Source organism: Enterobacter sp. T2 (genome assembly GCF_010692925.1).
Classification (GTDB): Bacteria; Pseudomonadota; Gammaproteobacteria; order Enterobacterales; family Enterobacteriaceae; genus Enterobacter; species Enterobacter kobei.
This window is the reverse complement of record NZ_CP048736.1, coordinates 675,858-696,425: the sequence shown is the minus strand read 5'-3', so window position 1 is coordinate 696,425 and position 20,568 is coordinate 675,858. Positions and strand designations below refer to the sequence as shown.

The 20,568-nt window shown below is 55.6% G+C and carries 20 protein-coding genes, 1 pseudogene and 1 other annotated feature; of the genes and pseudogenes, 5 read left to right on the top strand and 16 right to left on the bottom strand.

The genetic code is table 11. The features are described 5' to 3' along the window. Nucleotides 1-13: 13 nt before the first annotated feature. Both mog and tal read right to left on the bottom strand, forming a co-directional pair. The gene (gene mog / locus G0034_RS03330) at nucleotides 14-601 is read right to left on the bottom strand and encodes a molybdopterin adenylyltransferase (protein WP_032637529.1); all 588 of its coding nucleotides are present in this window, start codon (nucleotides 599-601) and stop codon (nucleotides 14-16) included. A 110-nt stretch (nucleotides 602-711) separates the two neighbouring features. Further along, nucleotides 712-1,665, bottom strand: coding sequence for a transaldolase (gene tal, locus G0034_RS03325; protein ID WP_014882487.1), 954 nt, complete (start codon nucleotides 1,663-1,665; stop codon nucleotides 712-714). 262 nt (nucleotides 1,666-1,927) lie between these two features. On the opposite strand from tal, the gene G0034_RS03320 reads away from it, so the two are divergent. Next, nucleotides 1,928-3,358: an alanine/glycine:cation symporter family protein gene (locus tag G0034_RS03320; RefSeq protein ID WP_023336743.1), complete on the top strand. Its 1,431-nt coding sequence runs from the start codon at nucleotides 1,928-1,930 to the stop codon at nucleotides 3,356-3,358. A 66-nt stretch (nucleotides 3,359-3,424) separates the two neighbouring features. Then, a complete protein-coding gene (yaaA, locus tag G0034_RS03315; protein ID WP_014882485.1) occupies nucleotides 3,425-4,198 on the top strand; it encodes a peroxide stress protein YaaA in 774 nt (257 codons plus the stop codon). A 32-nt stretch (nucleotides 4,199-4,230) separates the two neighbouring features. Here yaaA and G0034_RS03310 read toward each other — a convergent pair whose 3' ends face one another. The 7 genes from G0034_RS03310 to yjjY all read right to left on the bottom strand — a co-directional run bounded on the left by G0034_RS03310 (nucleotide 4,231) and on the right by yjjY (nucleotide 11,086). Further along, nucleotides 4,231-4,524: a DUF2502 domain-containing protein gene (locus tag G0034_RS03310; RefSeq protein ID WP_014882484.1), complete on the bottom strand. Its 294-nt coding sequence runs from the start codon at nucleotides 4,522-4,524 to the stop codon at nucleotides 4,231-4,233. 291 nt (nucleotides 4,525-4,815) lie between these two features. Next, nucleotides 4,816-6,102, bottom strand: coding sequence for a threonine synthase (gene thrC / locus G0034_RS03305; protein WP_179120513.1), 1,287 nt, complete (start codon nucleotides 6,100-6,102; stop codon nucleotides 4,816-4,818). Between the two features lie 3 nt (nucleotides 6,103-6,105). Continuing rightward, nucleotides 6,106-7,035 (bottom strand): homoserine kinase, encoded by a 930-nt coding sequence (gene thrB / locus G0034_RS03300; RefSeq protein WP_014882482.1) that lies wholly within the window; start codon nucleotides 7,033-7,035, stop codon nucleotides 6,106-6,108. A gap of 1 nt (nucleotide 7,036) precedes the next feature. Then, nucleotides 7,037-9,499, bottom strand: coding sequence for a bifunctional aspartate kinase/homoserine dehydrogenase I (gene thrA / locus G0034_RS03295; protein WP_014882481.1), 2,463 nt, complete (start codon nucleotides 9,497-9,499; stop codon nucleotides 7,037-7,039). Between the two features lie 24 nt (nucleotides 9,500-9,523). Next, nucleotides 9,524-9,641: a sequence feature (Thr leader region), on the bottom strand. Beyond that, entirely contained in the window at nucleotides 9,580-9,648 is a 69-nt protein-coding gene (gene thrL, locus G0034_RS03290) for a thr operon leader peptide (RefSeq protein ID WP_015572623.1), read from the bottom strand. (Overlaps the previous feature by 62 nt.) A gap of 211 nt (nucleotides 9,649-9,859) precedes the next feature. Beyond that, nucleotides 9,860-10,546, bottom strand: a complete 687-nt coding sequence (locus tag G0034_RS03285; RefSeq protein ID WP_023336742.1) for a tRNA/rRNA methyltransferase — start codon at nucleotides 10,544-10,546, stop codon at nucleotides 9,860-9,862. A gap of 399 nt (nucleotides 10,547-10,945) precedes the next feature. After that, nucleotides 10,946-11,086 (bottom strand): YjjY family protein, encoded by a 141-nt coding sequence (yjjY, locus tag G0034_RS03280; RefSeq protein ID WP_085928893.1) that lies wholly within the window; start codon nucleotides 11,084-11,086, stop codon nucleotides 10,946-10,948. Nucleotides 11,087-11,181: 95 nt separating this feature from the next. Between yjjY and arcA the strand changes: the two genes are divergently transcribed. Beyond that, nucleotides 11,182-11,898 (top strand): two-component system response regulator ArcA, encoded by a 717-nt coding sequence (gene arcA, locus G0034_RS03275; RefSeq protein ID WP_003856501.1) that lies wholly within the window; start codon nucleotides 11,182-11,184, stop codon nucleotides 11,896-11,898. A gap of 49 nt (nucleotides 11,899-11,947) precedes the next feature. On the opposite strand, the gene creD is transcribed toward arcA, so the two are convergent. Genes creD through creA form a run of 4 tightly spaced genes read right to left on the bottom strand, consistent with a single transcriptional unit; the run spans nucleotide 11,948 to nucleotide 15,955 of the window. After that, nucleotides 11,948-13,300: a cell envelope integrity protein CreD gene (creD, locus tag G0034_RS03270; protein WP_014882479.1), complete on the bottom strand. Its 1,353-nt coding sequence runs from the start codon at nucleotides 13,298-13,300 to the stop codon at nucleotides 11,948-11,950. Nucleotides 13,301-13,356: 56 nt separating this feature from the next. Further along, on the bottom strand, nucleotides 13,357-14,781 hold the full coding sequence (creC, locus tag G0034_RS03265; protein ID WP_179120512.1) for a two-component system sensor histidine kinase CreC: 1,425 nt from the start codon (nucleotides 14,779-14,781) through the stop codon (nucleotides 13,357-13,359). After that, nucleotides 14,781-15,470: a two-component system response regulator CreB gene (gene creB / locus G0034_RS03260; RefSeq protein ID WP_014882477.1), complete on the bottom strand. Its 690-nt coding sequence runs from the start codon at nucleotides 15,468-15,470 to the stop codon at nucleotides 14,781-14,783. The genes creC and creB overlap by 1 nt, the downstream gene beginning before the upstream one ends. 14 nt (nucleotides 15,471-15,484) lie before the next feature. Further along, complete coding sequence (gene creA / locus G0034_RS03255) at nucleotides 15,485-15,955, bottom strand: protein CreA (RefSeq protein ID WP_023332045.1); 471 nt, start codon at nucleotides 15,953-15,955, stop codon at nucleotides 15,485-15,487. A 211-nt stretch (nucleotides 15,956-16,166) separates the two neighbouring features. On the opposite strand from creA, the gene robA reads away from it, so the two are divergent. Continuing rightward, the gene (gene robA / locus G0034_RS03250; protein WP_023336739.1) at nucleotides 16,167-17,036 is read left to right on the top strand and encodes an MDR efflux pump AcrAB transcriptional activator RobA; all 870 of its coding nucleotides are present in this window, start codon (nucleotides 16,167-16,169) and stop codon (nucleotides 17,034-17,036) included. Here robA and gpmB read toward each other — a convergent pair. After that, entirely contained in the window at nucleotides 17,033-17,680 is a 648-nt protein-coding gene (gpmB, locus tag G0034_RS03245) for a 2,3-diphosphoglycerate-dependent phosphoglycerate mutase GpmB (RefSeq protein ID WP_014882474.1), read from the bottom strand. The two genes, robA and gpmB, sit on opposite strands and share 4 nt — an antisense overlap. Nucleotides 17,681-17,731: 51 nt before the next feature. Between gpmB and yjjX the strand changes: the two genes are divergently transcribed. Continuing rightward, nucleotides 17,732-18,247, top strand: a complete 516-nt coding sequence (yjjX, locus tag G0034_RS03240; RefSeq protein WP_014882473.1) for an inosine/xanthosine triphosphatase — start codon at nucleotides 17,732-17,734, stop codon at nucleotides 18,245-18,247. On the opposite strand, the gene trpR is transcribed toward yjjX, so the two are convergent. Next, nucleotides 18,244-18,570, bottom strand: a complete 327-nt coding sequence (trpR, locus tag G0034_RS03235) for a trp operon repressor (RefSeq protein ID WP_014882472.1) — start codon at nucleotides 18,568-18,570, stop codon at nucleotides 18,244-18,246. The two genes, yjjX and trpR, sit on opposite strands and share 4 nt — an antisense overlap. A gap of 55 nt (nucleotides 18,571-18,625) precedes the next feature. Beyond that, nucleotides 18,626-20,562, bottom strand: a pseudogene (gene sltY, locus G0034_RS03230) (murein transglycosylase). Nucleotides 20,563-20,568 lie beyond the last annotated feature (6 nt).

Here is a 20,568-nt window from a genome sequence, read left to right as displayed (position 1 = left end):
ATTTTAATTAACTTCAGGAGATTGTCTCGCGGCGGGCGCTTTTAGGACGAAATGCTGCTACCACTTTGTCGTCCGTCTCGACGTACGGCCCCTCCAGCAGCTGTATACAATACGGTACACTTGCAAAGATGCCGTGGACGATGACGCTGCCATCCTCCGCTTTCAGTCCTTCCAGCGTCTCTTTGATGGACTTCGGCTGGCCCGGCAGGTTCAGAATCAGCGCCTGTTTGCGGATCACCCCCACCTGGCGAGACAAAATGGCCGTCGGGACAAAGTGTAGACTGATCTGACGCATCTGTTCACCGAAGCCTGGCATTTCACGATCGGCAATCGCCAGCGTCGCGTCCGGGGTAACATCGCGGCGCGCAGGGCCGGTTCCGCCCGTCGTCAGCACAAGGTGACAGCTCATTTCATCCACCAGCTCACACAGGGTCTGCTCGATGATTGGCTGTTCGTCCGGGATCAGGCGGGTCTGGATCTCAAACGGGGTGGTCAACGCGCTTGCCAGCCACTCTTCCAGAGCAGGGATGCCTTTATCCTGGTAAACGCCGCTGGAGGCGCGGTCGGAAATCGACACTAAGCCGATGCGTAAGGTATTCATATCCATTCCATTCAAAAAGTACTGATTAAAGGGAATGATACACGCAGAGGGGAAATTCAGACAGAGTACGAAAGAAGTAGCGTGACCGGGGACCCGGTCACGCAGAATGATTACAGCAGGTCGCCGATCATTTTTTCCAGTTTTTCCTGGTCAATAGCAAACTTACGGATACCGTCCGCCAGTTTGTCTACCGCCATTGGATCCTGGTTGTGCTGCCAAAGGAACTCGGATTCAGTGATGCGCTCTGGGCGTGCTTTCACTTCACCGGTGTAGGACAGTTTGCGCTCGATGGTACCTTCGCTTTCTGCCAGCTCTTTCAGCAGCGCAGGGGCGATGGTCAGGCGGTCACAGCCAGCCAGTTCGATGATTTCACCGACGTTACGGAAGCTTGCGCCCATCACCACGGTCTCATAACCATGCTGTTTGTAGTATTCGTAGATTTCAGTCACGGAAACCACGCCTGGATCTTCAGAAGCCGCGTACTCTTTCTTGTCGGTGTTGGCTTTGTACCAGTCCAGAATACGGCCTACGAACGGAGAAATCAGGTATACGCCAGCTTCAGCACAAGCACGCGCCTGCGCGAAGGAGAACAGCAGGGTCAGGTTACAGTTGATGCCTTCTTTTTCCAGCTGCTCCGCCGCGCGGATGCCCTGCCAGGTAGACGCCAGTTTGATCAGGATACGGTCGTTGCTGATGCCCGCATCGTTGTACAGTTTGATCAGACGTTTTGCTTTAGCAATTGACGCTTCGGTGTCGTAGGACAGACGTGCATCCACTTCGGTGGAGATACGGCCCGGGACCAGTTTCAGAATTTCCAGACCGATGTTCACGGCCAGTTTGTCAGTAGCATCCACAACCTGCTGGGCGCGGTCATTGCTCTGTGCTTTCGCCCAGGTCACGGCCTCGTCAATCAGTTTGCGATACTCAGGGATCTGTGCGGCGTTAAGGATCAGAGAAGGGTTAGTTGTGGCATCCTGCGGCTGGTACAGCTTCATTGCCGCGATATCTCCGGTGTCAGCTACGACAGTGGTGAACTGACGAAGGGAGGTCAATTTATCCGTCATGATAGTGTTTCTCTTTTAACGTGCCCTGGATAATTCACGCTACCGACAGCATGCCTGCAGCGGAAAAATGACAGGTTTACTTGTTAGGGGGATGTAACCGGTCTGCCCTGATGATAACACGACGGAGGGGTAGCGCAACCGCAGACAGTGCGCTTAGGCAGAGTATGATAAACTGAGAATATTAACAGGCTGCTAAGCAACAGCATGCCCAATCAGTGGTAGCGCTTACATATTCACATTGGCATCAACAAGAGGGACGTTAATGCCTGATTTCTTTTTCTTTATTAACGAAGTCCTCTGGGGCTCGATAATGATTTACCTGCTCCTGGGAGCAGGTATCTGGTTTACGCTACGCAGTGGGTTTATCCAGTTTCGCTATATTCGCAAGTTTGGCAGAAGTCTGAAAAACAGCGTCACGCCCCATCCGGGCGGACTCACCTCGTTTCAGGCGCTGTGTACCAGCCTTGCGGCACGCCTTGGCAGCGGCAATCTGGCAGGCGTTGCGCTGGCCATCAGCGCAGGAGGGCCTGGCGCAGTGTTCTGGATGTGGGTCACGGCACTTCTGGGGATGGCCACCTCTTTCGCCGAAAGTTCGCTGGCACAACTCTACAAAGAGAAGGATAAAAGCGGACAGTTTCGCGGCGGCCCGTCATGGTATATGGCGCGTGGCTTAGGGATGCGCTGGATGGGCGTGCTGTTCTCGCTTTTTTTACTGTTCGCATACGGCCTCATTTTTAATACCGTCCAGTCAAACTCGGTTGCCCATGCTCTGCGCTATACCTTCTCCTGTCCGGAGTGGCTCACGGGCAGCGTGTTAGCCCTCTTTGTTTTGCTCGCCATTTCTGCCGGCCTTAGGGGCGTCGCCCGCCTGATGCAGTGGCTGGTGCCCATTATGGCCCTGCTCTGGGTTGCCGCGAGTCTGGTCGTTGCAGCACTGCATTTCGAACAGGTTCCTGGGGTCATTGCGTCCATCTTTAAAAGCGCCTTTGGCTGGCGAGAAGTCGCATCAGGCGCGCTGGGCTATACCCTGAGCCAGGCATTGATGGCAGGTTTTCAACGGGGCATGTTCTCCAATGAAGCCGGAATGGGTTCCACTCCCAACGTCGCAGCGGCCGCCTCTTCGTGGCCGCCACACCCGGCTGCGCAGGGTATTGTGCAGATGATCGGCGTCTTTATGGATACGGTGATCATCTGTTCCGCCAGTGCCATGATCCTCCTGCTGGCCGGCCCGGTACCCCATACCTCGGATGCCGTCGGGATACAATTTCTTCAGCAGGCGCTGGTGAACCTGACCGGCGGCTGGGGGGCTGGCTTTGTCTCGCTCATACTGATGTTGTTCTCCTTCAGCTCAATTGTGGTCAACTATCTGTACGCTGAAAACAACCTCATTTTCCTGAGATTCAACGCTCGCCCTGCTATCCTCCTGCTTCGCCTGGGGGTGATACTGATGGTGTTCGCGGGCGCCCTTCTGACGATGCCTATGATCTGGCAGCTGGCGGATGTCATTATGGCGCTAATGGCAATCACTAACCTGACGGCGATCCTGCTGCTCTCCCCCGTTGTGACGCTTATTGCCAAAGATTATCTTCGCCAGCGCAAGCTGGGGGTTGCCCCGGTATTTGATGCATCACGTTACCCCGAAATTGCGTCACAACTTGCCCCTGGCACCTGGGATGATTTGCCCCGGCGATAACAGCTATCGATCAATTCAGGGCGATTTTTTGTTAAAGTCGCTCTAAATTTCCTGCAAGGACTGGATATGCTGATTCTGATTTCACCTGCAAAAACGCTCGACTACCAGAGCCCGCTCGCCACTGAGCGCTATACCCAGCCAGAACTGCTGGATTATTCACAGCAGCTGATCCGTGAAGCGCGCAAGCTCTCTGCGCCGCAAATCGCCTCGCTGATGGGCATCAGCGACAAGCTGGCGGACCTGAACGCGACCCGATTCCATGAATGGCATCCGGATTTCACCCCTGCTAACGCGCGTCAGGCGATTCTGGCGTTTAAAGGTGATGTCTATACCGGTCTGCAGGCGGAAGACTTCAGTGAAGCCGACTTCGATTTTGCCCAGCAGCATCTGCGTATGCTGTCGGGTCTGTATGGCGTACTGCGTCCGCTGGATCTGATGCAGCCGTACCGTCTGGAGATGGGCATTCGTCTGGAAAACGCCAAAGGCAAAGACTTGTACCATTTCTGGGGCGAAATCATCACCGATAAGCTGAACGCGGCGCTTCGCGCTCAGGGCGATAACGTGGTGATTAACCTGGCATCCGATGAATACTACAAGTCGGTGAAACCGAAAAAGCTGGATGCGGAGATCATCAAGCCGGTCTTCCTGGATGAGAAAAACGGCAAGTTCAAGGTCATCAGCTTCTATGCCAAAAAGGCGCGGGGCCTCATGAGCCGCTATATCATTCAGAACCGCCTGACCAAGCCGGAGCAGCTGACCGGTTTTAACAGTGAAGGCTATTTCTTTGACGAAGACGCGTCGGGGAAAGGCGAACTGGTCTTTAAACGCCACGAACAGTAAAACAACACCCCGCCTGCTGGCGGGGTGTTGCATTAATGGTGCTTCCAGTCCGGCCCTGGATGGCGATCGTCATGATGATGGTCGTGTCGATCGTCACGATCGCGATGTTCGTCATGCGGGCGCCAGTGGTTATCACGCCAGTCATAATGCGCCTTCCACCAGTCGTGGTCGCGCCAGCGGCCGCCGTCCCAGTAATGCCCGCTGTTGTCCCGGTCGCCAATCTGCAGTTTAACCGCCGGTACGAGGGTGATTTCGGATGCCTGTGCCGCCATGGGAGCGACCAGCACCAGTGAAAGCGCGATGAGTGCAGGTTTCAGTGTAGACATCTGTGACTCCTTATTCTTCTTGCCCAACGTGGGCCGATGTAAGGAGAGTACGCGAGGGGAACGGGGGATGTTATTCTCTGCAATCCTAAACGCTAAGTGACCGCATTTATTGGGAATTCCTGCTTTTTTCCTGCTTTATTCCTCCTTATTTTCTTCACAAAAAAAAGCCGGGTGGCGGCTTCGCCTTTCCCGGCCTAAAGATCGGTGCTGCTTTTGCCGGGTGGCGCTGCGCTTACCCGGCCTACAAACCCCGTAGGCCCGGTAAGGCGTAGCCGCCACCGGGCAACACAATCACGCGCGAGTCATCATCAACTTACGCAGCGCGGCAAAATCCGCAGGCAGCTCGTGTGACAGCAGCGGCAGGTCGGCACGCTCGGCCAGCTCTTTTGGCAGCGGCAGCGTTTCGCCCAGGATCGCTTCCACGCTCTCTTTGAACTTGGCGGGATGGGCGGTACCGAGGAACAGACCATATTCCCCCGGGTTGAGCTGGTCGCGCAGTGCGCGATACGCAATTGCCGCGTGCGGCTCAGAGGTATATCCCACCGCCTTCAGCTCGCGCATGGTCGCTTTAGTGGTCTCATCCGTCACCGCCGCGTAGCCCAGGTCCACCAGACGCCATACCTTGCGGCGGAACAGCTCTTCCACGCGAGGCCAGTTGTTTGGCTGTGACACATCCATGGCATTGGAGAGCGTCGCCTGCGTCGGGTTCGGTGCCCATTTCCCGTCTTTCAGGAAGCGCGGCACGGTGTCGTTGGCGTTAGTAGCGGCGATAAAGCGCTTCACCGGCAGACCGAGCGATTTCGCCAGTAATCCCGCCGTCAGGTCACCGAAGTTACCGCTTGGTACGGACACCACCAGCTGATTGCGCGCTTCTTGCGGCAGCTGTGCTACCGCTTCGAAGTAGTAGCAAATCTGCGCCAGCAGACGGCTGATGTTGATGGAGTTGGCGGAATTCAGCCCCAGCGCGGCCTTCAGCTCTTCATCATCGAACGCCTGCTTGACCAGCGCCTGACAGGCATCAAAGTCACCGTCGATCGCCACGGTCTCAATGTTGCCGCCGAGCGTACAGAACAGTTTTTCCTGCAGCGGGCTGATTTTGCCTTTTGGATAGAGGATCACCACGCGGACGTTTTTCAGGCCGTAGAACGCATGCGCGACCGCGGCACCGGTATCGCCGGAGGTGGCTGTCAGAATGGTCACCGGCTTGTCGCCGCTAATGTGGGTCAGCATCTGCGCCATAAAGCGGCCGCCGAAGTCTTTAAACGCCAGTGTCGGGCCGTGGAACAGCTCCAGACAACCGACGTCAGGCTCCACCTGCTGCACCGGAGCCGGGAAGGCAAACGCCGCACGCACGCGCTCTTCCAGCAGCTCCTGAGGGATTTCGTCGCCGATAAACGCAGACAGAATTTTGGTGCTGCGGGTGACAAAGTCCTGCTTCAGCAGTTCATCAATCTCGGTCAGCTGAAATTCCGGCAGGTCATGCGGGAAGAACAGCCCCTGATTTTTGCCCAGCCCCTGAGTCACTGCCTGCGCGAAGCTGACCTGCTCGTTATGATCTTTAAGGTTATAGAGTTTCATTCGTTATCCCAGTACTCGTGCGCCAGCCGTGTCCAGACGGCAAATATGAACAAAGCCTTCCTGATTTTGCAGGTAGTGTTTAGAGAGCCAGTCCGCCACGCGCTGCGCGGTGTCTGGCTTATCGCACAGGGCGAACAGCGTCGGGCCGGAGCCGGAGATGCCGCACGCCTGCGCGCCGATATCCATGGCGGCCTGTCGCGCCTCGTTAAAGCCAGGCAGCAGCTTCGTGCGGTACGGCTCGGCAATGACATCTTTCATCAGCTTCGCCGCCAGCTGCGGCTGACGGGTATAGCAGGCGTGGATAAAGCCCGCCAGATGACGTCCGTGAGCAATACAGTCCTGACGACGATATTGCGCAGGCAGGATCGCACGCGCTTCCGCGGTAGAGACCTTAATTCCCGGATACGCCAGCACCCACAGCCACTCATCAAACCCTGGCACCTGCTGGCTGATGATGCCATTTTCTTCGATCATCAGCTGCATACCGCCAAGGAAGCACGGTGCCACATTGTCATAGTGGATACTGCCGGAAATACGCCCTTCCAGCTCGCCCATTAACCCCAGCAGGCGGCTGTTATTCAAAGGCTTGCCGCAGTGCTCGTTCATCGCCACCAGCGCGGCAACCACGGAACAGGCGCTGGAGCCCAGCCCCGAACCAATCGGCATACTTTTTTCCAGCGTCATGGCGACCGGCACGTTTTTGCCGATCTCCTGACAGAAGCGTTCCCAGCACTGATAGACGATATTCTCGCGCGGGTCAGAGGGAAGTTTGCTGGCGAATCGGCCCACGTTATTGAGGCTGAAACTCGCCGCCGCCTCAACCGTAACCGTATCGCCCAACAGCGAACCGTCCACCGGCGTGACCGCCGCACCCAGCACATCAAATCCGACGCTCATATTGGCGCTGGAAGCCGGGGCATAAACTTTGACCATGTTAAACTCCTAACTTCCATGACAGGGTACGCAACAGATCGGCAAACACACCCGCCGCTGTAACATCGTTCCCTGCGCCATAGCCGCGAAGCACTAGCGGCAATGGCTGATAATAGTGGCTGTAAAACGCGAGGGCGTTTTCGCCGTTTTTGACTTTGTACAGCGGGTCGTTGCCATCCACTTCGGCAATCTTCACCCGGCACACGCCATCTTCTTCAATGTTGCCAACATAGCGCAATACCTTACCTTCATCACGGGCTTTCGCCACGCGCGCGGCAAAAGCATCGTCAAGCTGGGGTAAATTCGCCATAAAGGTGCTGACATCACCGCTGCTGTCAAACTCGGCTGGCAACACGGGTTCAATCACAATGTCCGAAAGCTCCAGCTCGCGACCGGTTTCGCGCACGAGGATCAGCAGCTTACGCGCCACGTCCATGCCGGAGAGATCGTCACGTGGATCCGGCTCGGTATAGCCCAGCTCGCGCGCGGCGCGGGTGGCTTCCGAGAGGCTCATGCCCTCGTCCAGCTTGCCAAAGATAAACGACAGGGAGCCGGAGAGAATGCCGGAGAAACGCTGCAGTTCGTCGCCCGCATTCAGCAGATTTTGCAGATTTTCGATAACCGGCAGGCCTGCGCCCACGTTGGTGTCGTACAGGAACTTACGGCGCGACTTGCTCGCCGCCAGACGCAGCTGGTGATAGTAATCCATCGACGAGGTGTTGGCCTTTTTGTTCGGCGTCACCACGTGGAAGCCTTCGCGCAGGAAATCCGCATACTGGTCGGCAACGGCCTGGTTTGACGTACAGTCGACAATCACCGGGTTAAGCAGATGGTACTCTTTTACCAGACGGATAAGGCGACCCAGATTAAACGGCTCTTTCGCCTCTTCCAGCCCGGCCTGCCAGTTTTCAAGATTCAGACCATGCACATTGGTCAGTAGCGCTCTGGAATTGGCAATACCGCAGACGCGCAGATCGATATGCTTCTTCTTGAGCCACGCCTGCTGACGCTTCACCTGCTCGAGCAGCGCGCCGCCGACACCGCCCACGCCAATCAGGAACAGCTCAATGACCTGATCGGTATTGAACAGCATCTGATGCACCACGCGCACGCCGGTGGTGGCATCGTCGTTATCCACCACGACGGAAATAGAACGCTCAGACGAGCCCTGGGCAATCGCCACGATATTGATGTTGGCGCGGGCCAGCGCGGCAAAGAACTTCGCGGAGATACCGCGCAGGGTGCGCATCCCGTCGCCCACGACGGAGATGACGGCCAGACGCTCCTGAATGGAGAGCGGCTCCAGCAACTCCTCTTTCAGCTCCAGATAAAACTCTTCTTCCAGCGCACGGCGTGCGCGCAGGCAGTCGGCCTGCGGCACGCAGAAGCTGATGCTGTACTCGGAAGAGGACTGCGTGATCAGCACCACCGAGATACCGTTGCGTGACATTGCGGCAAATACGCGCGCCGCCATGCCGACCATGCCCTTCATCCCCGGACCGGAGACGCTGAACATCGCCATGTTATTGAGGTTGGAGATGCCTTTCACCGGCAGGCCATCTTCATCGGAGCTGGCGCCAATCAGCGTGCCTGGCGCTTGCGGGTTACCGGTATTTTTAATCAGGCAAGGGATCTGGAACTGGGCAATCGGGGAGATGGTACGTGGGTGAAGCACTTTGGCGCCGAAGTAGGAAAGCTCCATCGCTTCCTGGTAAGACATCGACTTCAGCAACCTGGCGTCCGGTACCTGGCGCGGGTCGCAGGTATACACGCCGTCGACGTCAGTCCAGATCTCACAACAGTCTGCGCGTAAACAGGCAGCCAGCACGGCGGCAGAGTAGTCGGAGCCGTTACGGCCCAGCACCACCAGCTCACCCTTCTCATTTCCGGCGGTAAAGCCCGCCATCAGGATCATGTGGTCAGACGGGATTTTGCTCGCGGCGATACGGCGGGTTGATTCGGCAATATCAACGGTAGATTCGAGGTAGTGGCCCACCGCAAGCAGTTTTTCAACCGGATTGATGACGGTCACGCCGTGGCCACGCGCTTCCAGCAGGCCAGCCATGATGGCGATTGACAGTTTCTCACCGCGGCAGATCAGCGCCGCGTTGATGCTGTCCGGACACTGGCCCAGCAGGCTGATACCGTGCAGTACATGTTTGATCTGAGCAAACTCCTGCTCAACGAAAGACTTCAGCTGTGCGAGCGGGAAGCCGGGCTGTGCCTCCGCCAGCCCCTGCAGCAGCTCAGCGAAGATACGCTCGGCGTCGCTGATGTTCGGAAGTGCATCCTGACCACCGATGGTTTTTTCAATCATCGCCACCAGATGGTTCGTGATTTTTGCCGGGGCAGAGAGCACGGTCGCAACCTGCCCCTGCCTGGCGTTGCTCTCCAGGATATCGGCAACACGCAGAAAACGTTCTGCATTTGCCACTGATGTACCGCCGAACTTCAACACTCGCATGGTTCTACCTCGTTTCCTTTAGCCGAAAAAAAAGCCCGCACTGTTCAGGTGCGGGCTTTTTTTTGTTTTTCCTGTACGCGTCAGCCCGCATCGTTACCTGTGGTAATGATGATGGTTGTAGTAATGGTGGTGATGCTGATGCGTTTCATGGATGTTGTGTACTCTGTCATTATTATCTGTCTGTGCTGTATTCTTTTAGGGTTAAAGGATCGGGCACCTTAAGTCAATGAATTTTTAATTTGATCACAATTCCGCAGAGACTCACGCCCCGCTGTTTGCCGATTTATTTTCATCCGATTCCCCCAAATGCAACCCTCCATGACAGACAATTTCTCCATAGTAAAAACGTATGACAGCATTTTACTCGGCTAATTTTTTTTCAATATCGTGCAGCAAACGGTGCAACATTGCCGTGTCCCGCTGCTCAAGTCGTCCGAGACGCTGGTGTAGCCAGTCAGCCATTTTTTGATCGTCCGCCACATCCAGCCGCAAGAGCAAGTTCTCCACGCGAGCGCGAAGTGCAGCCAGCTGGTTTTCATCGGTTCCTGTATCGGGCGGCTGGGGGATTTGTATTAAGGATGCTAATTGATAGCAATAGACCATGACCGCCTGGCCTAAATTCAGAGACGGATAATCCGCGACCATCGGCGCGCCAGTCAGAACGTCCGCCAGTGCCAGCTCTTCGTTAGTGAGTCCGGAATCTTCGCGGCCAAACACCAGCGCCGCTTTCTCAAGCCACTGGCTTTTCTCTTCCAGCATGGGCACCAGCTCAGCAGGCGTGGCGTAGTAATGGAACTTCGCGCGGCTGCGGGCGGTGGTCGCAACGGTAAACGAAATGTCATGCAGTGCGTCGGCAAGCGTAGCGTAAGTCGTTATATTATCGAGAATATCTCCCGAACCATGCGCCACCCAGCGGGCAGCAGGCTCCAGGTGCGCAGTGCTGTCCACAATACGTAAATCGGTAAAACCCATGGTCTTCATGGCACGCGCCGCAGCGCCTATATTTTCTGCTCTGGCTGGGGCGACCAGTACAATCGACAGATGCATTTATGCTCTCTTTTTAATCAGTTAGCGGGTAAAAATGTGATGCACTTCAACATATTACGCAGCGCAAATTTACAAATTTGCAACACAAATCACCGAAATAGCGTTTCATAACAAATTAAAGACGCTAAACTATTTTGTGTCTGAACAATCAGTTAGAATGTTAACAGAAGACCATTATCCTTATGTTTTATAATGATAATGGCATCATGAATACCCTATTCTGATTGGATTCGCTTCGTTTATATATCAATGTCCGCAACTAGTTGGTTTATTGAAAAATTGTGACAAAGGCTAGCATTCGGCTACGATGATTTCATCAAACTGTTAACGTGCTACAATTGAACTTGATATATGTCAACGAAGCGTAGTTTTATTGGGTGTCTGGTGTCACTTAGCCTGTTATGTTGCTGTTAAAATGGTTAGGATGACAGCCGTTTTTGACACTGTCGGGTCCAAAGGGAAAGTACCCAAGACCAAGCTAATGATGTTGTTGACGTTGATGGAAAGTGCATCAAGAACGCAATTACGTACTTTAGTCACGTTAAGCCGATCATGTTAATTTGCGACATGCATCAGGCAGGTCAGGGACTTTTGTACTTCCTGTTTCGATTTAGTTGGCAATTTAGGTAGCAAACATGCAGACCCCGCACATTCTTATCGTTGAAGACGAGTTGGTAACACGCAACACGTTAAAGAGCATTTTCGAAGCAGAAGGCTACGATGTCTTTGAAGCGACCGATGGCGCAGAGATGCATCAGATCCTTTCTGAAAATGATATCAACCTGGTAATCATGGATATCAACCTGCCGGGCAAAAACGGGCTTCTTCTGGCGCGCGAACTGCGTGAGCAGGCGAACGTCGCGTTAATGTTCCTGACAGGCCGTGACAACGAAGTTGATAAAATTCTTGGCCTGGAAATCGGTGCGGATGACTACATCACCAAGCCGTTCAACCCACGCGAGTTAACCATTCGTGCACGCAACCTGCTGTCCCGCACCATGAACCTGGGCACGGTCAGTGAAGAGCGTCGTAGCGTCGATAGCTACAAATTCAACGGCTGGGAACTTGATATCAATAGCCGTTCGCTGATTAGCCCGAACGGTGAGCAGTATAAACTGCCGCGCAGCGAATTCCGCGCGATGCTGCACTTCTGCGAAAACCCGGGCAAAATTCAGTCCCGTGCAGAACTGCTGAAGAAAATGACCGGCCGTGAGCTGAAACCACACGACCGTACCGTAGACGTGACCATCCGTCGTATTCGTAAACATTTCGAATCTACGCCTGATACGCCGGAAATCATCGCCACTATCCACGGCGAAGGGTACCGTTTCTGCGGAGACCTGCAGGAGTAATCCCGCAGTCAATGCAATAAAGAAAAACGGCGCATTCGCGCCGTTTTTTTTATTTCCAGATCCGCATCGTGTCGTTATCGGGCTCTGCGGGTGGCTCAGGGCGCTTCGGCTGTGAAAGCGAATACCAGTCGAAATGCCGGGTCAGGTACATCACGGCGAACAGTGCCAGTGCGAGCACCGCTGACCCCAACAGCAGCGCACTATCCTCCGAGCGCAGCAGGAACCACATCACCACGTCCAGCCCCAGCAAGGCCAGCACAAACAACCCGCTGCGCTTCCAGCTTTTTAGCACCGCCTGCAGGTACATCCCGTTCATCGCAGCACCCACCAGGCTTGCAACAACCCAGGCAGGCGTAAAGCCGACGTGTTCTGACAGCGCCAGCAGCACCAGATAGAACAGCACCAGCGACAGCCCCACCAGCAGATACTGCATTGGGTGCAGGCGCAGCCCGGTTAAGGTTTCGAAGACAAAGAAGGCCATAAACGTCAGCGCAATCAGCAAAATAGCATACTTGATTGCCCGGTCAGTCAGCTGATACTGATCGGCAGGTGTGGCTACCGTGACGCTAAAAGCCGGGATCGACTCCCACGCAGGAGATTCACTCCCGTTGAACCAGCTCTCAAGGTTGTTCGCAAACCAGCTGCTCTGCCAGTTCGCCTGAAAACCTGAATCACCGATTTTGTGTTTCACCGGCAGATAGTTGCCCATGAAGCCCGGATGCGGCCAGTTGCTGTTCAGCGCCATTTCGCTGTTACGTCCCACGGGCACCACGGCAAAACTCCCCGTCCCCGCCAGATTCAGCGACATCTCCATGGCAAACGTTTTTGACTCCAGCGCTTTATCCGTCAGCGGGATATGAACACCGGAAAGCGCGCCAGATACGCCCGAACCCGGCTCTACGCTCAGCGTCTCGCCGTTGATACTGGAGACTTTCACCGTGCCAATACCGCGTGCATCGCCCACTCCAACAACGATAAACGGCTGCCCCAGGGTCATCGTCTCCCCTTTAAGCTGCGTCATTTTTTCGGTGCTGAACTGCGCTTTTATTTTGAGATCGGTGTTCCAGATCTGTCCGTCATAGATGCCGATATTTCGGGACTCAACGCGCTGGTTACCCTCAACAAGCAGCGACTCCGGCAGGATAAAATGCAGATAGCTTTTCTTGTACTCGACCTTCTTCTCATCCTCTAGCTTGTAAAAGATCTCTGTCACCGGAATCGCAATCAGCGGGCCGACCAGTTTTTGCGGTCCGCTGGTGCTCTGGCGAAGCGTATTTTCGACATCATTACGGTAGCTTTCACGCTCTGCAATGAGGTTACTTACCATAAACAGCGGGACTAACAGCAGCAGAATGCACCCCAGCAGGGTGCTTATTTTCCAGAACAGGGGGGATTTCATCATTACGTCTCCTTTGTGATGAAGAGAGCGTAACCAGGCTGTGTGGGGGCAGTTTGAAGTTATGTGAAGGGACGGTGAAGTGTCAGCGTGGCCATCACGCCGCCCTCATCACGATTGCGCAATGTAATCTCTCCCTGATGCAGACGCGCCACCTCCTGCACAAAGGCCAGCCCGAGCCCACTGCTCTTAAGCCCGTTCTCGCGCGGAAGGGAATAGAAGCGTTCAAAAATACGATCCAGCGCGTAACCCGGGATCCCGCTTCCGCTGTCGATGACGACAAGCTGTATCTGCCCCTGCTCTTCCCGGGCCGCCAGTTCAATGCTTCCGCCCTGAGGCGTAAAATCGATGGCGTTATCCAGCAAATTGCCGAGCGCCTGTTCGAGGAGATCGGGATCGCCTTCAACATTAAACGGAACAGGCTGGATAGTCAGCACAATCGCTTTTGCCGATAGCAGGGCCGAGCGCGCGTCAGCAAGCCGCGTAAACAGTGAATTGACCCGGATGACCTCCGGCGTAATCTCGACCCGATTTTCAAGCCGCGCCTGCGCGAGCAGTTTTTCAACCAGCGACTGCATGCGTGCGTTTTGTACCAGAATGTTATCAATAAAGCGTGCTGCCACCTGCGGCGGCGGCTGCTCGGCAAGGATTTCCGCCGCGCCGCGTATGGCCGCCATCGGGCTTTTCAGCTCGTGGGTGAGCGCATGGACATAGCGTTCAATGTAATTTTTCCCTTCGAGACGAATGCGCATATTCTCCAGCGCCTGAGCAAGCTTGTGCAATTCGCTGCTGCCCGGATTAGGTAGCGGGAGAGGCGTGTCGGTGGTCACCGAATCGGCATAGCGCGATAACGTACTGATAGAACGATTGATCCACCAGGCGACAAGGAGACCAATCAGCAAGGCAATGCCGAGCAACGCGCCACCCGCCCAGAGGATCCGCCGCTCGCTGCGGTGGATAACCGGAGCCATCGCGCTGTTCGGTTTCCCGACCGACAGCACGCCGATAATCTTACCCTGCTCCACAACCGGCGCGGCAACATACATCACCGTACTCTCAGGATCGTCTGGATTGCTCTGAGTGCTGCGCGCGCCGTATTTACCGCGAAGCGTCAGCCAGACATCGTTCCAGCGCGAGTAATCTTGCCCCACGGCCAGACCGGCGGAATCAAACACCACTCTGCCCTGCACATCGGTCATATAGACGTGATATTCGTTACGCACCTTATAGATGCCGCCGAGGTTGGCGCGGAAAGGCCGCTGATGGAGCTGTGAAAAGGCCTGCGCCAGTTTGCCCTGCTGCGCATTCCCCGAAAGAAGATCGTCGCGCCCGATTTCGGCAAGCAAGGTCGCGGTATCGATCAACGTCCCCTCGGTGGCCCTGCGCACGCCGGGCTTCACTTCCTGAACAAAAATCGACAGCACAAACCACGCGGCGATGCCCACGATCAGGAAATATCCCAGCAACAACCGCATCCCAATGCGCATCAGTAAAGGCCCAGACTGTAGCCCATACCGCGATGGGTACTGATGGGAGACTGTTCATCGTTCACCGCCCGCAGCTTGGCGCGCAGGGTTTTGATATGGGTATCCACAGTGCGATCGAAGCTGTCGCCGTCTTCACCCCATACCTTGTCCATCAGCTGCTGGCGCGAAAATACCCGCCCGGGGGCCTGTAAAAAGGTTTTGAGCAGCAAGAACTCGTAGCGGGTCAGGGGTAAAACTTCACCGCACCAGCTTATTCGGGCGGCAGGTTCATTTAGCTCAAATTGCCCGATACGCATCGTTTCTGCTGGCGCGGCGGATTTTTGCATCCGCCGTAAAATTGTCCTTACCCGGGCGCAAACCTCTCGCGGAGAAAAAGGCTTGGCGACGTAGTCGTCGGCGCCCATTTCCAGCCCGAGGAGTTTATCCACTTCATCACTGCGTGCCGTGAGAAACAGCACCGGAAGTGACGGATGCTGCGCCAGCAGCTGGCGGCAGAGTTCAAAGCCGCTGATGTCCGGCAGCCCAACATCCAGAATGGCGAGCGCCGGGATCTGCCGCCGCGCCTCCTCCAGCACCGGTAAACCGCGCTCAAACGCCTTTACCGCAAAGCCTTCCTGCTGAAGCATGTAGATAAGCGTATCGGCGATGCTGGTTTCGTCTTCAACCAGCCAGACCACAGGTTGTTGCATGGTTCATCCCTGAATTAATGCCATGGCATAATCGGCACGGCGCTGATGGCGTTTTTCGGCGAGCCTTCCACCACTTTGTCGGAATAGGCAAGATAAGCCAGCGTATTGCGCTTCGCATCATAGAAACGCACTACCTGCAGCTTTTTGAACACCAGCGACGTCCGTTTCTGGAACACCACGTCACCCTGCGCTTTACCGTTTTTGATTTTATCGCTCAGCTCAACCGGCCCCACCTGCTGGCAGGAGATCGCCGCATCTGAGGTATCTTCCGCCAGCCCCAGACCGCCTTTAATACCGCCCGTCTTCGCACGGCTGACGTAGCAGGTGACGTTTTTCACATCTGGATCGTCAAACGCCTCCACCACAATTTTGTGGTCCGGGCCAAACATTTTGAACACGGTATCGACAGATCCAATCTGTTCCGCTTGCGCCGCACGGCCAACAACCAGCAACAGAGCGGTAAGAAGCAAAGTCTTGTATTTCATATTGTTACCATTCTTTAAAATTGCATTGAGCGATTATTCAACACTTTAGACAAAAATGTAGCAAGATCACAGGATTAGAATATATTTGCCCAAAATAAGGGAGAAAAGGCATTAATGCGCAAAAAAAACACTGAATGCTAAAACATCAAAAAATGCTATTATCCGCTAACCTGTTATCAGGCACCTGCTGTTTTAAGGATGAGGATAGTATATGGATCAGGCTGGAATTATTCGCGACCTGCTCACCTGGCTGGAAGGTCATCTCGACCAGCCTTTGTCACTGGATAATGTGGCGGCTAAAGCAGGCTATTCCAAGTGGCATCTGCAAAGGATGTTCAAGGATGTCACCGGTCATGCTATCGGGGCCTATATTCGCGCACGTCGTTTGTCTAAGTCTGCGGTGGCATTGCGCCTGACCGCGCGGCCCATTCTGGATATTGCCTTGCAGTATCGTTTTGATTCGCAGCAGACCTTCACCCGTGCGTTTAAAAAACAGTTCTCGTTGACGCCAGCGCTCTATCGCCGCTCGCCAGACTGGAGCTCGTTTGGTATGCGTCCGCCGCTGCGTCTGGGCGAGTTCGCCATGCCGAAATACGAAATTGTCACGCTGCCGGAAACCCATCTGATCGGTACGACCCAGAGCTACTCCTGTTCTCTTGAGCAGATTTCTGAGTTCCGTCATCAGATGCGTGTCCAGTTCTGGCGCGACTTCCTGAGTCATGCGCCAGCGATCCCACCGATCCTCTATGGTCTCAACGAAACGCACCCAAGCCAGGAAAAAGACGACGAGCAGGAGGTGTTCTACACCACCGCGCTGACGCCAGAGATGGCAAATGGTTATATTCAGGGGTCTAAACCGGTCGTGCTGGAAGGCGGCGAATATGTGATGTTCTCGTATGAAGGACTGGGAACGGGCGTTCAGGAGTTCATCCTGACCGTTTACGGGACCTGCATGCCGATGCTGAATCTGAATCGCCGTAAAGGTCAGGACATTGAGCGCTACTACCCGGCGCAGGATGCGAAACCGGAAGAAGGCCCAATCAATCTGCGGATGGAATTCTTAATTCCGATACGTCGTTAACGCTGCAGTTCATCAAGCGCAGGGGCATCGAGATGCGAAATGTCCCCTGCCATCTCCACGACCCAACCCGACGCCAGCCACGCACTTTCCTGATAATCAATTCGGGAAATAGAGCAGTTGCGCAGACGCAGACGACGTTCAGCATAAGCCGGTAATCCCAGAATGGTGCTCACCAGGCAGCCCAGCGCAATACCGTGACTCACCAGCAGCGGACGGCTACCTGCCGGAAGCTTCAGACATTCCGCCAGTGCGGCATGCATACGCACGCTCAGCTCTTGCATGGATTCCCCCTCAGGGATGCGGCCATCTTCGGTACCGTTGACCAGCGTACGACGCCAGCCCTCTTCCGTTTCGGTCAGCGTATCGATATGGCGCTTTTCCAGCACGCCCATATCCAGCTCGCGCAGACGCGGCTCAAGCATCACGTCACAGCCGCAGGCATCTGCGATGATGCGCGCTGTCTGCTGCGTGCGACCTAAATCGCTGGTGATCACGTGGGTAATGCCCAGCGTCCTGGCACGCTCTGCCACCTGCCACGCTTGCTGGATCCCCTTCTCAGTGAGAGGACTGTCTGACTGGCCTTGAATACGTCGCTCGGCGTTCCACTGCGTTTCACCGTGGCGAACAAGGTATACCTGTAACATGCTTTTTTTCCGTTATACTGCGATGAGTTTTTTTTTGAATCGAGCTTAATTATGCACCATGTTGTCTCTGCTACCACCAATCCTGCCAAAATTCAGGCAATTCTAAAGGCTTTTGAAGAGATTTTCGGCGAAGGATCCTGCCATATCGAAGCCATCGGCGTCGAGAGTGGCGTACCTGAACAGCCGTTTGGCAGCGAGGAAACGCGCGCTGGCGCACGAAATCGCGTGGCAAATGCTAAAGCCGCGGCCCCAAAGGCGGACTTCTGGGTCGCCATTGAAGCCGGGATCGACGAAGGTGCCACCTTTAGCTGGGTAGTGATAGAAAGCCGAGAGCAGCGCGGTGAAGCGCGTTCTGCCACCCTGCCGCTGCCAGAGATCATTCTGAACAAAGTGCGCGAAGGCGAAGCGCTCGGGCCGGTGATGTCACAGTACACCGGCATTGATGAGATTGGACGTAAAGAAGGGGCGATTGGCGTCTTTACTGCAGGCACGCTCACGCGTTCAGGCGTTTACCACCAGGCGGTGATTTTGGCGTTAAGCCCGTTCCATAACGCGATTTATCGTTAGGTATTTTTCAACAACACCGCTTCCAGCCACTGGCGCAGCTCGACCGGCGCAGACTTCAGGCTGTTCGAGCCGCGGGTGATCGTCGCGATGCCCGCGCCCAGCTCATTTTTCAGCTCACGCTGGCTCATCTCACCGCGCAGTAGTTCTTCAATGATCCGCACGCGCGTGCCCAGCGCTTCACGCTCGTCTGGGGTCAGCATCAGCTGCATAAGAGGTAAGTGCAAATCCTGATCGTAAGACTGGCGAAGCAGCTCCACAAAACGAAGCCACTCCTGGTGACGCTGTTCGGCCATTGCCGAGGAATACGGGGAATGCTGGGTCATGTTATGCTGCCTCTTGTACTCATTAGCGAGTACAGCATAACACAACCCACGCCGATCAGTAACGTCTCTGCCACTCGGCATCGCTCATCAGGGTATCTTTCTGCCCCATGAAGTAGCGATAGTAAGCATCGTACGCCAGCACGTTCTTCACATAACCGCGCGTTTCTGAGAACGGAATGCTCTCCACAAACGCCACGGCATCGATGCGTCCGGCGCTGTTGCCGAGCCAGGTACGCACGCGCCCCGGCCCCGCGTTATACGCCGCCGACGAGAAAATGCGGTTATTGCCAAACTGCTGATAAACATACTGCAGATAGCTGGTACCGATGTTGATGTTGGTATCCGGATCGAGAAGCTGTGAGGGGCTACTGTACCCGGGAATGTTAAACATCTTCACCGTATGGGTCGCCGTTCCCGGCATAATTTGCATCAGACCGCTGGCCCCACCGGGGAGCGGACTTTCGGATTCCAGGCACTCTCCTGACGGGCAATCGCCATCGCGTAACTTTGCGGGATATCTTTGCCGCTGGTGTAGCGTTCGAAAAGATCGTTGTACGCCAGCGGGAAACGCTCTTCAAGATGATCCCAAAGCTTACCGGCGATCGTCGCCTGCACGCTCAGATCCCACCAGTGGTTATCAAACGCATAGCGGGCAAGCTGGGCTTTCTCGTCGGTGGTGCGACTGGTTACCAGATTCGCCCACTCGCTGCGCGCGGTATTGTCCATATTCCAGTACATCAGCTCGCGCACGCGCGCCATCTCTGGCCCCTGCGTCAGCGCCGGGTTCGCATTCGCGGGCGCTTTATCAATGCGGAAGGTATACTCCTCGCCCAGGCGCTGCGCGGCTACCATCGGGTAGAAGCCGCGCTGCTGCATCAGGCCGTGGAGGATCTCTTTGGCTTCATCATCACGACCGCGCTCCATCAGCAGATCGGCCTGCCAGTAGCGCCATTCATCTTTCTCTTTGGCGTCCATCGGCAAACGTGCGAGCCAGGTATTCAGCCCCCGGCGATCGCCGGTGCCCAGCGCCATGCGCACGCGGCGCTCCACCAGCGACGTGGAGTTCGAACGCATAATGGCATCATCTCGCCAGCGTGCCTGTTCGTCGGTCACATCCGTGCCCATCAGTCGCCACGCCACGATGTCACGCAGCTCCTGGGTTTGATCGTCATTCAGCTGCTGAGCCTGCACCAGCTGCGGGATCATCAGCCGGGCGTTTTCCACATCGTCGCGCGCCACGCTGGCAAAAGCCACCGCCGCCATCTGACGGGTAAAGTCAGTCGCGCCCGTGCTGCGGGCAAAGGTCAGGACGCTGTTCGGATCGTTTGCCAGCGCGATAACGGCCGTAGAGATCGTCTGATAATCGGAGGGCATCTGCCCCGCCAGCGCGGTCACCAGGCGCGTGTTGCCGGCTTTCATCGCCAGGCGAATACGCTCAAGATAGGCCAGCGGATCCTGCTTGCCGGAGGCTCGCCACGCGCCAAACAGCGAATCACAGGCATTCGGCTGGCTTTTGCCGGTCAGCCAAAGATCCTTCGCCCCGGCCCAGGCCTCTTCCTGCTGTCCGGTCGCCCATTTCGCATAGTAGTAGTTACACTGCGCTTCGGTGGTATTCGGCTTATCGGGGCTAAACGCCAGCAGCCCGCGCCAGTCTTCGCGACGCGCCAGTTCATTCACAAAACGAGATTGCAGGGTTCGCGCAGGCGGCAGGGTCGGGTTCGCCTGAATGAAATTATTCACGGTGACGGTCGGCTGGTTCATGAGATCGTCAGTGATCTGGCGATACTCCAGATACGGATACAGCGGATAATCCTTCAGCGTCGGCATCAGCGCCTGCACGGTATCCATCTGCTTATTGTCCCACGCCTGTTTAATCTGGGCGTAGCGATTACGTTGTTCATCCAGTGAATCGGCATGCACCGCCTGGCTTACCGCCATTACGCATACGCTGGCAGCCAGCAGACGCCAGACCACCTGTTTGGCTTTTTCCACAAGCTC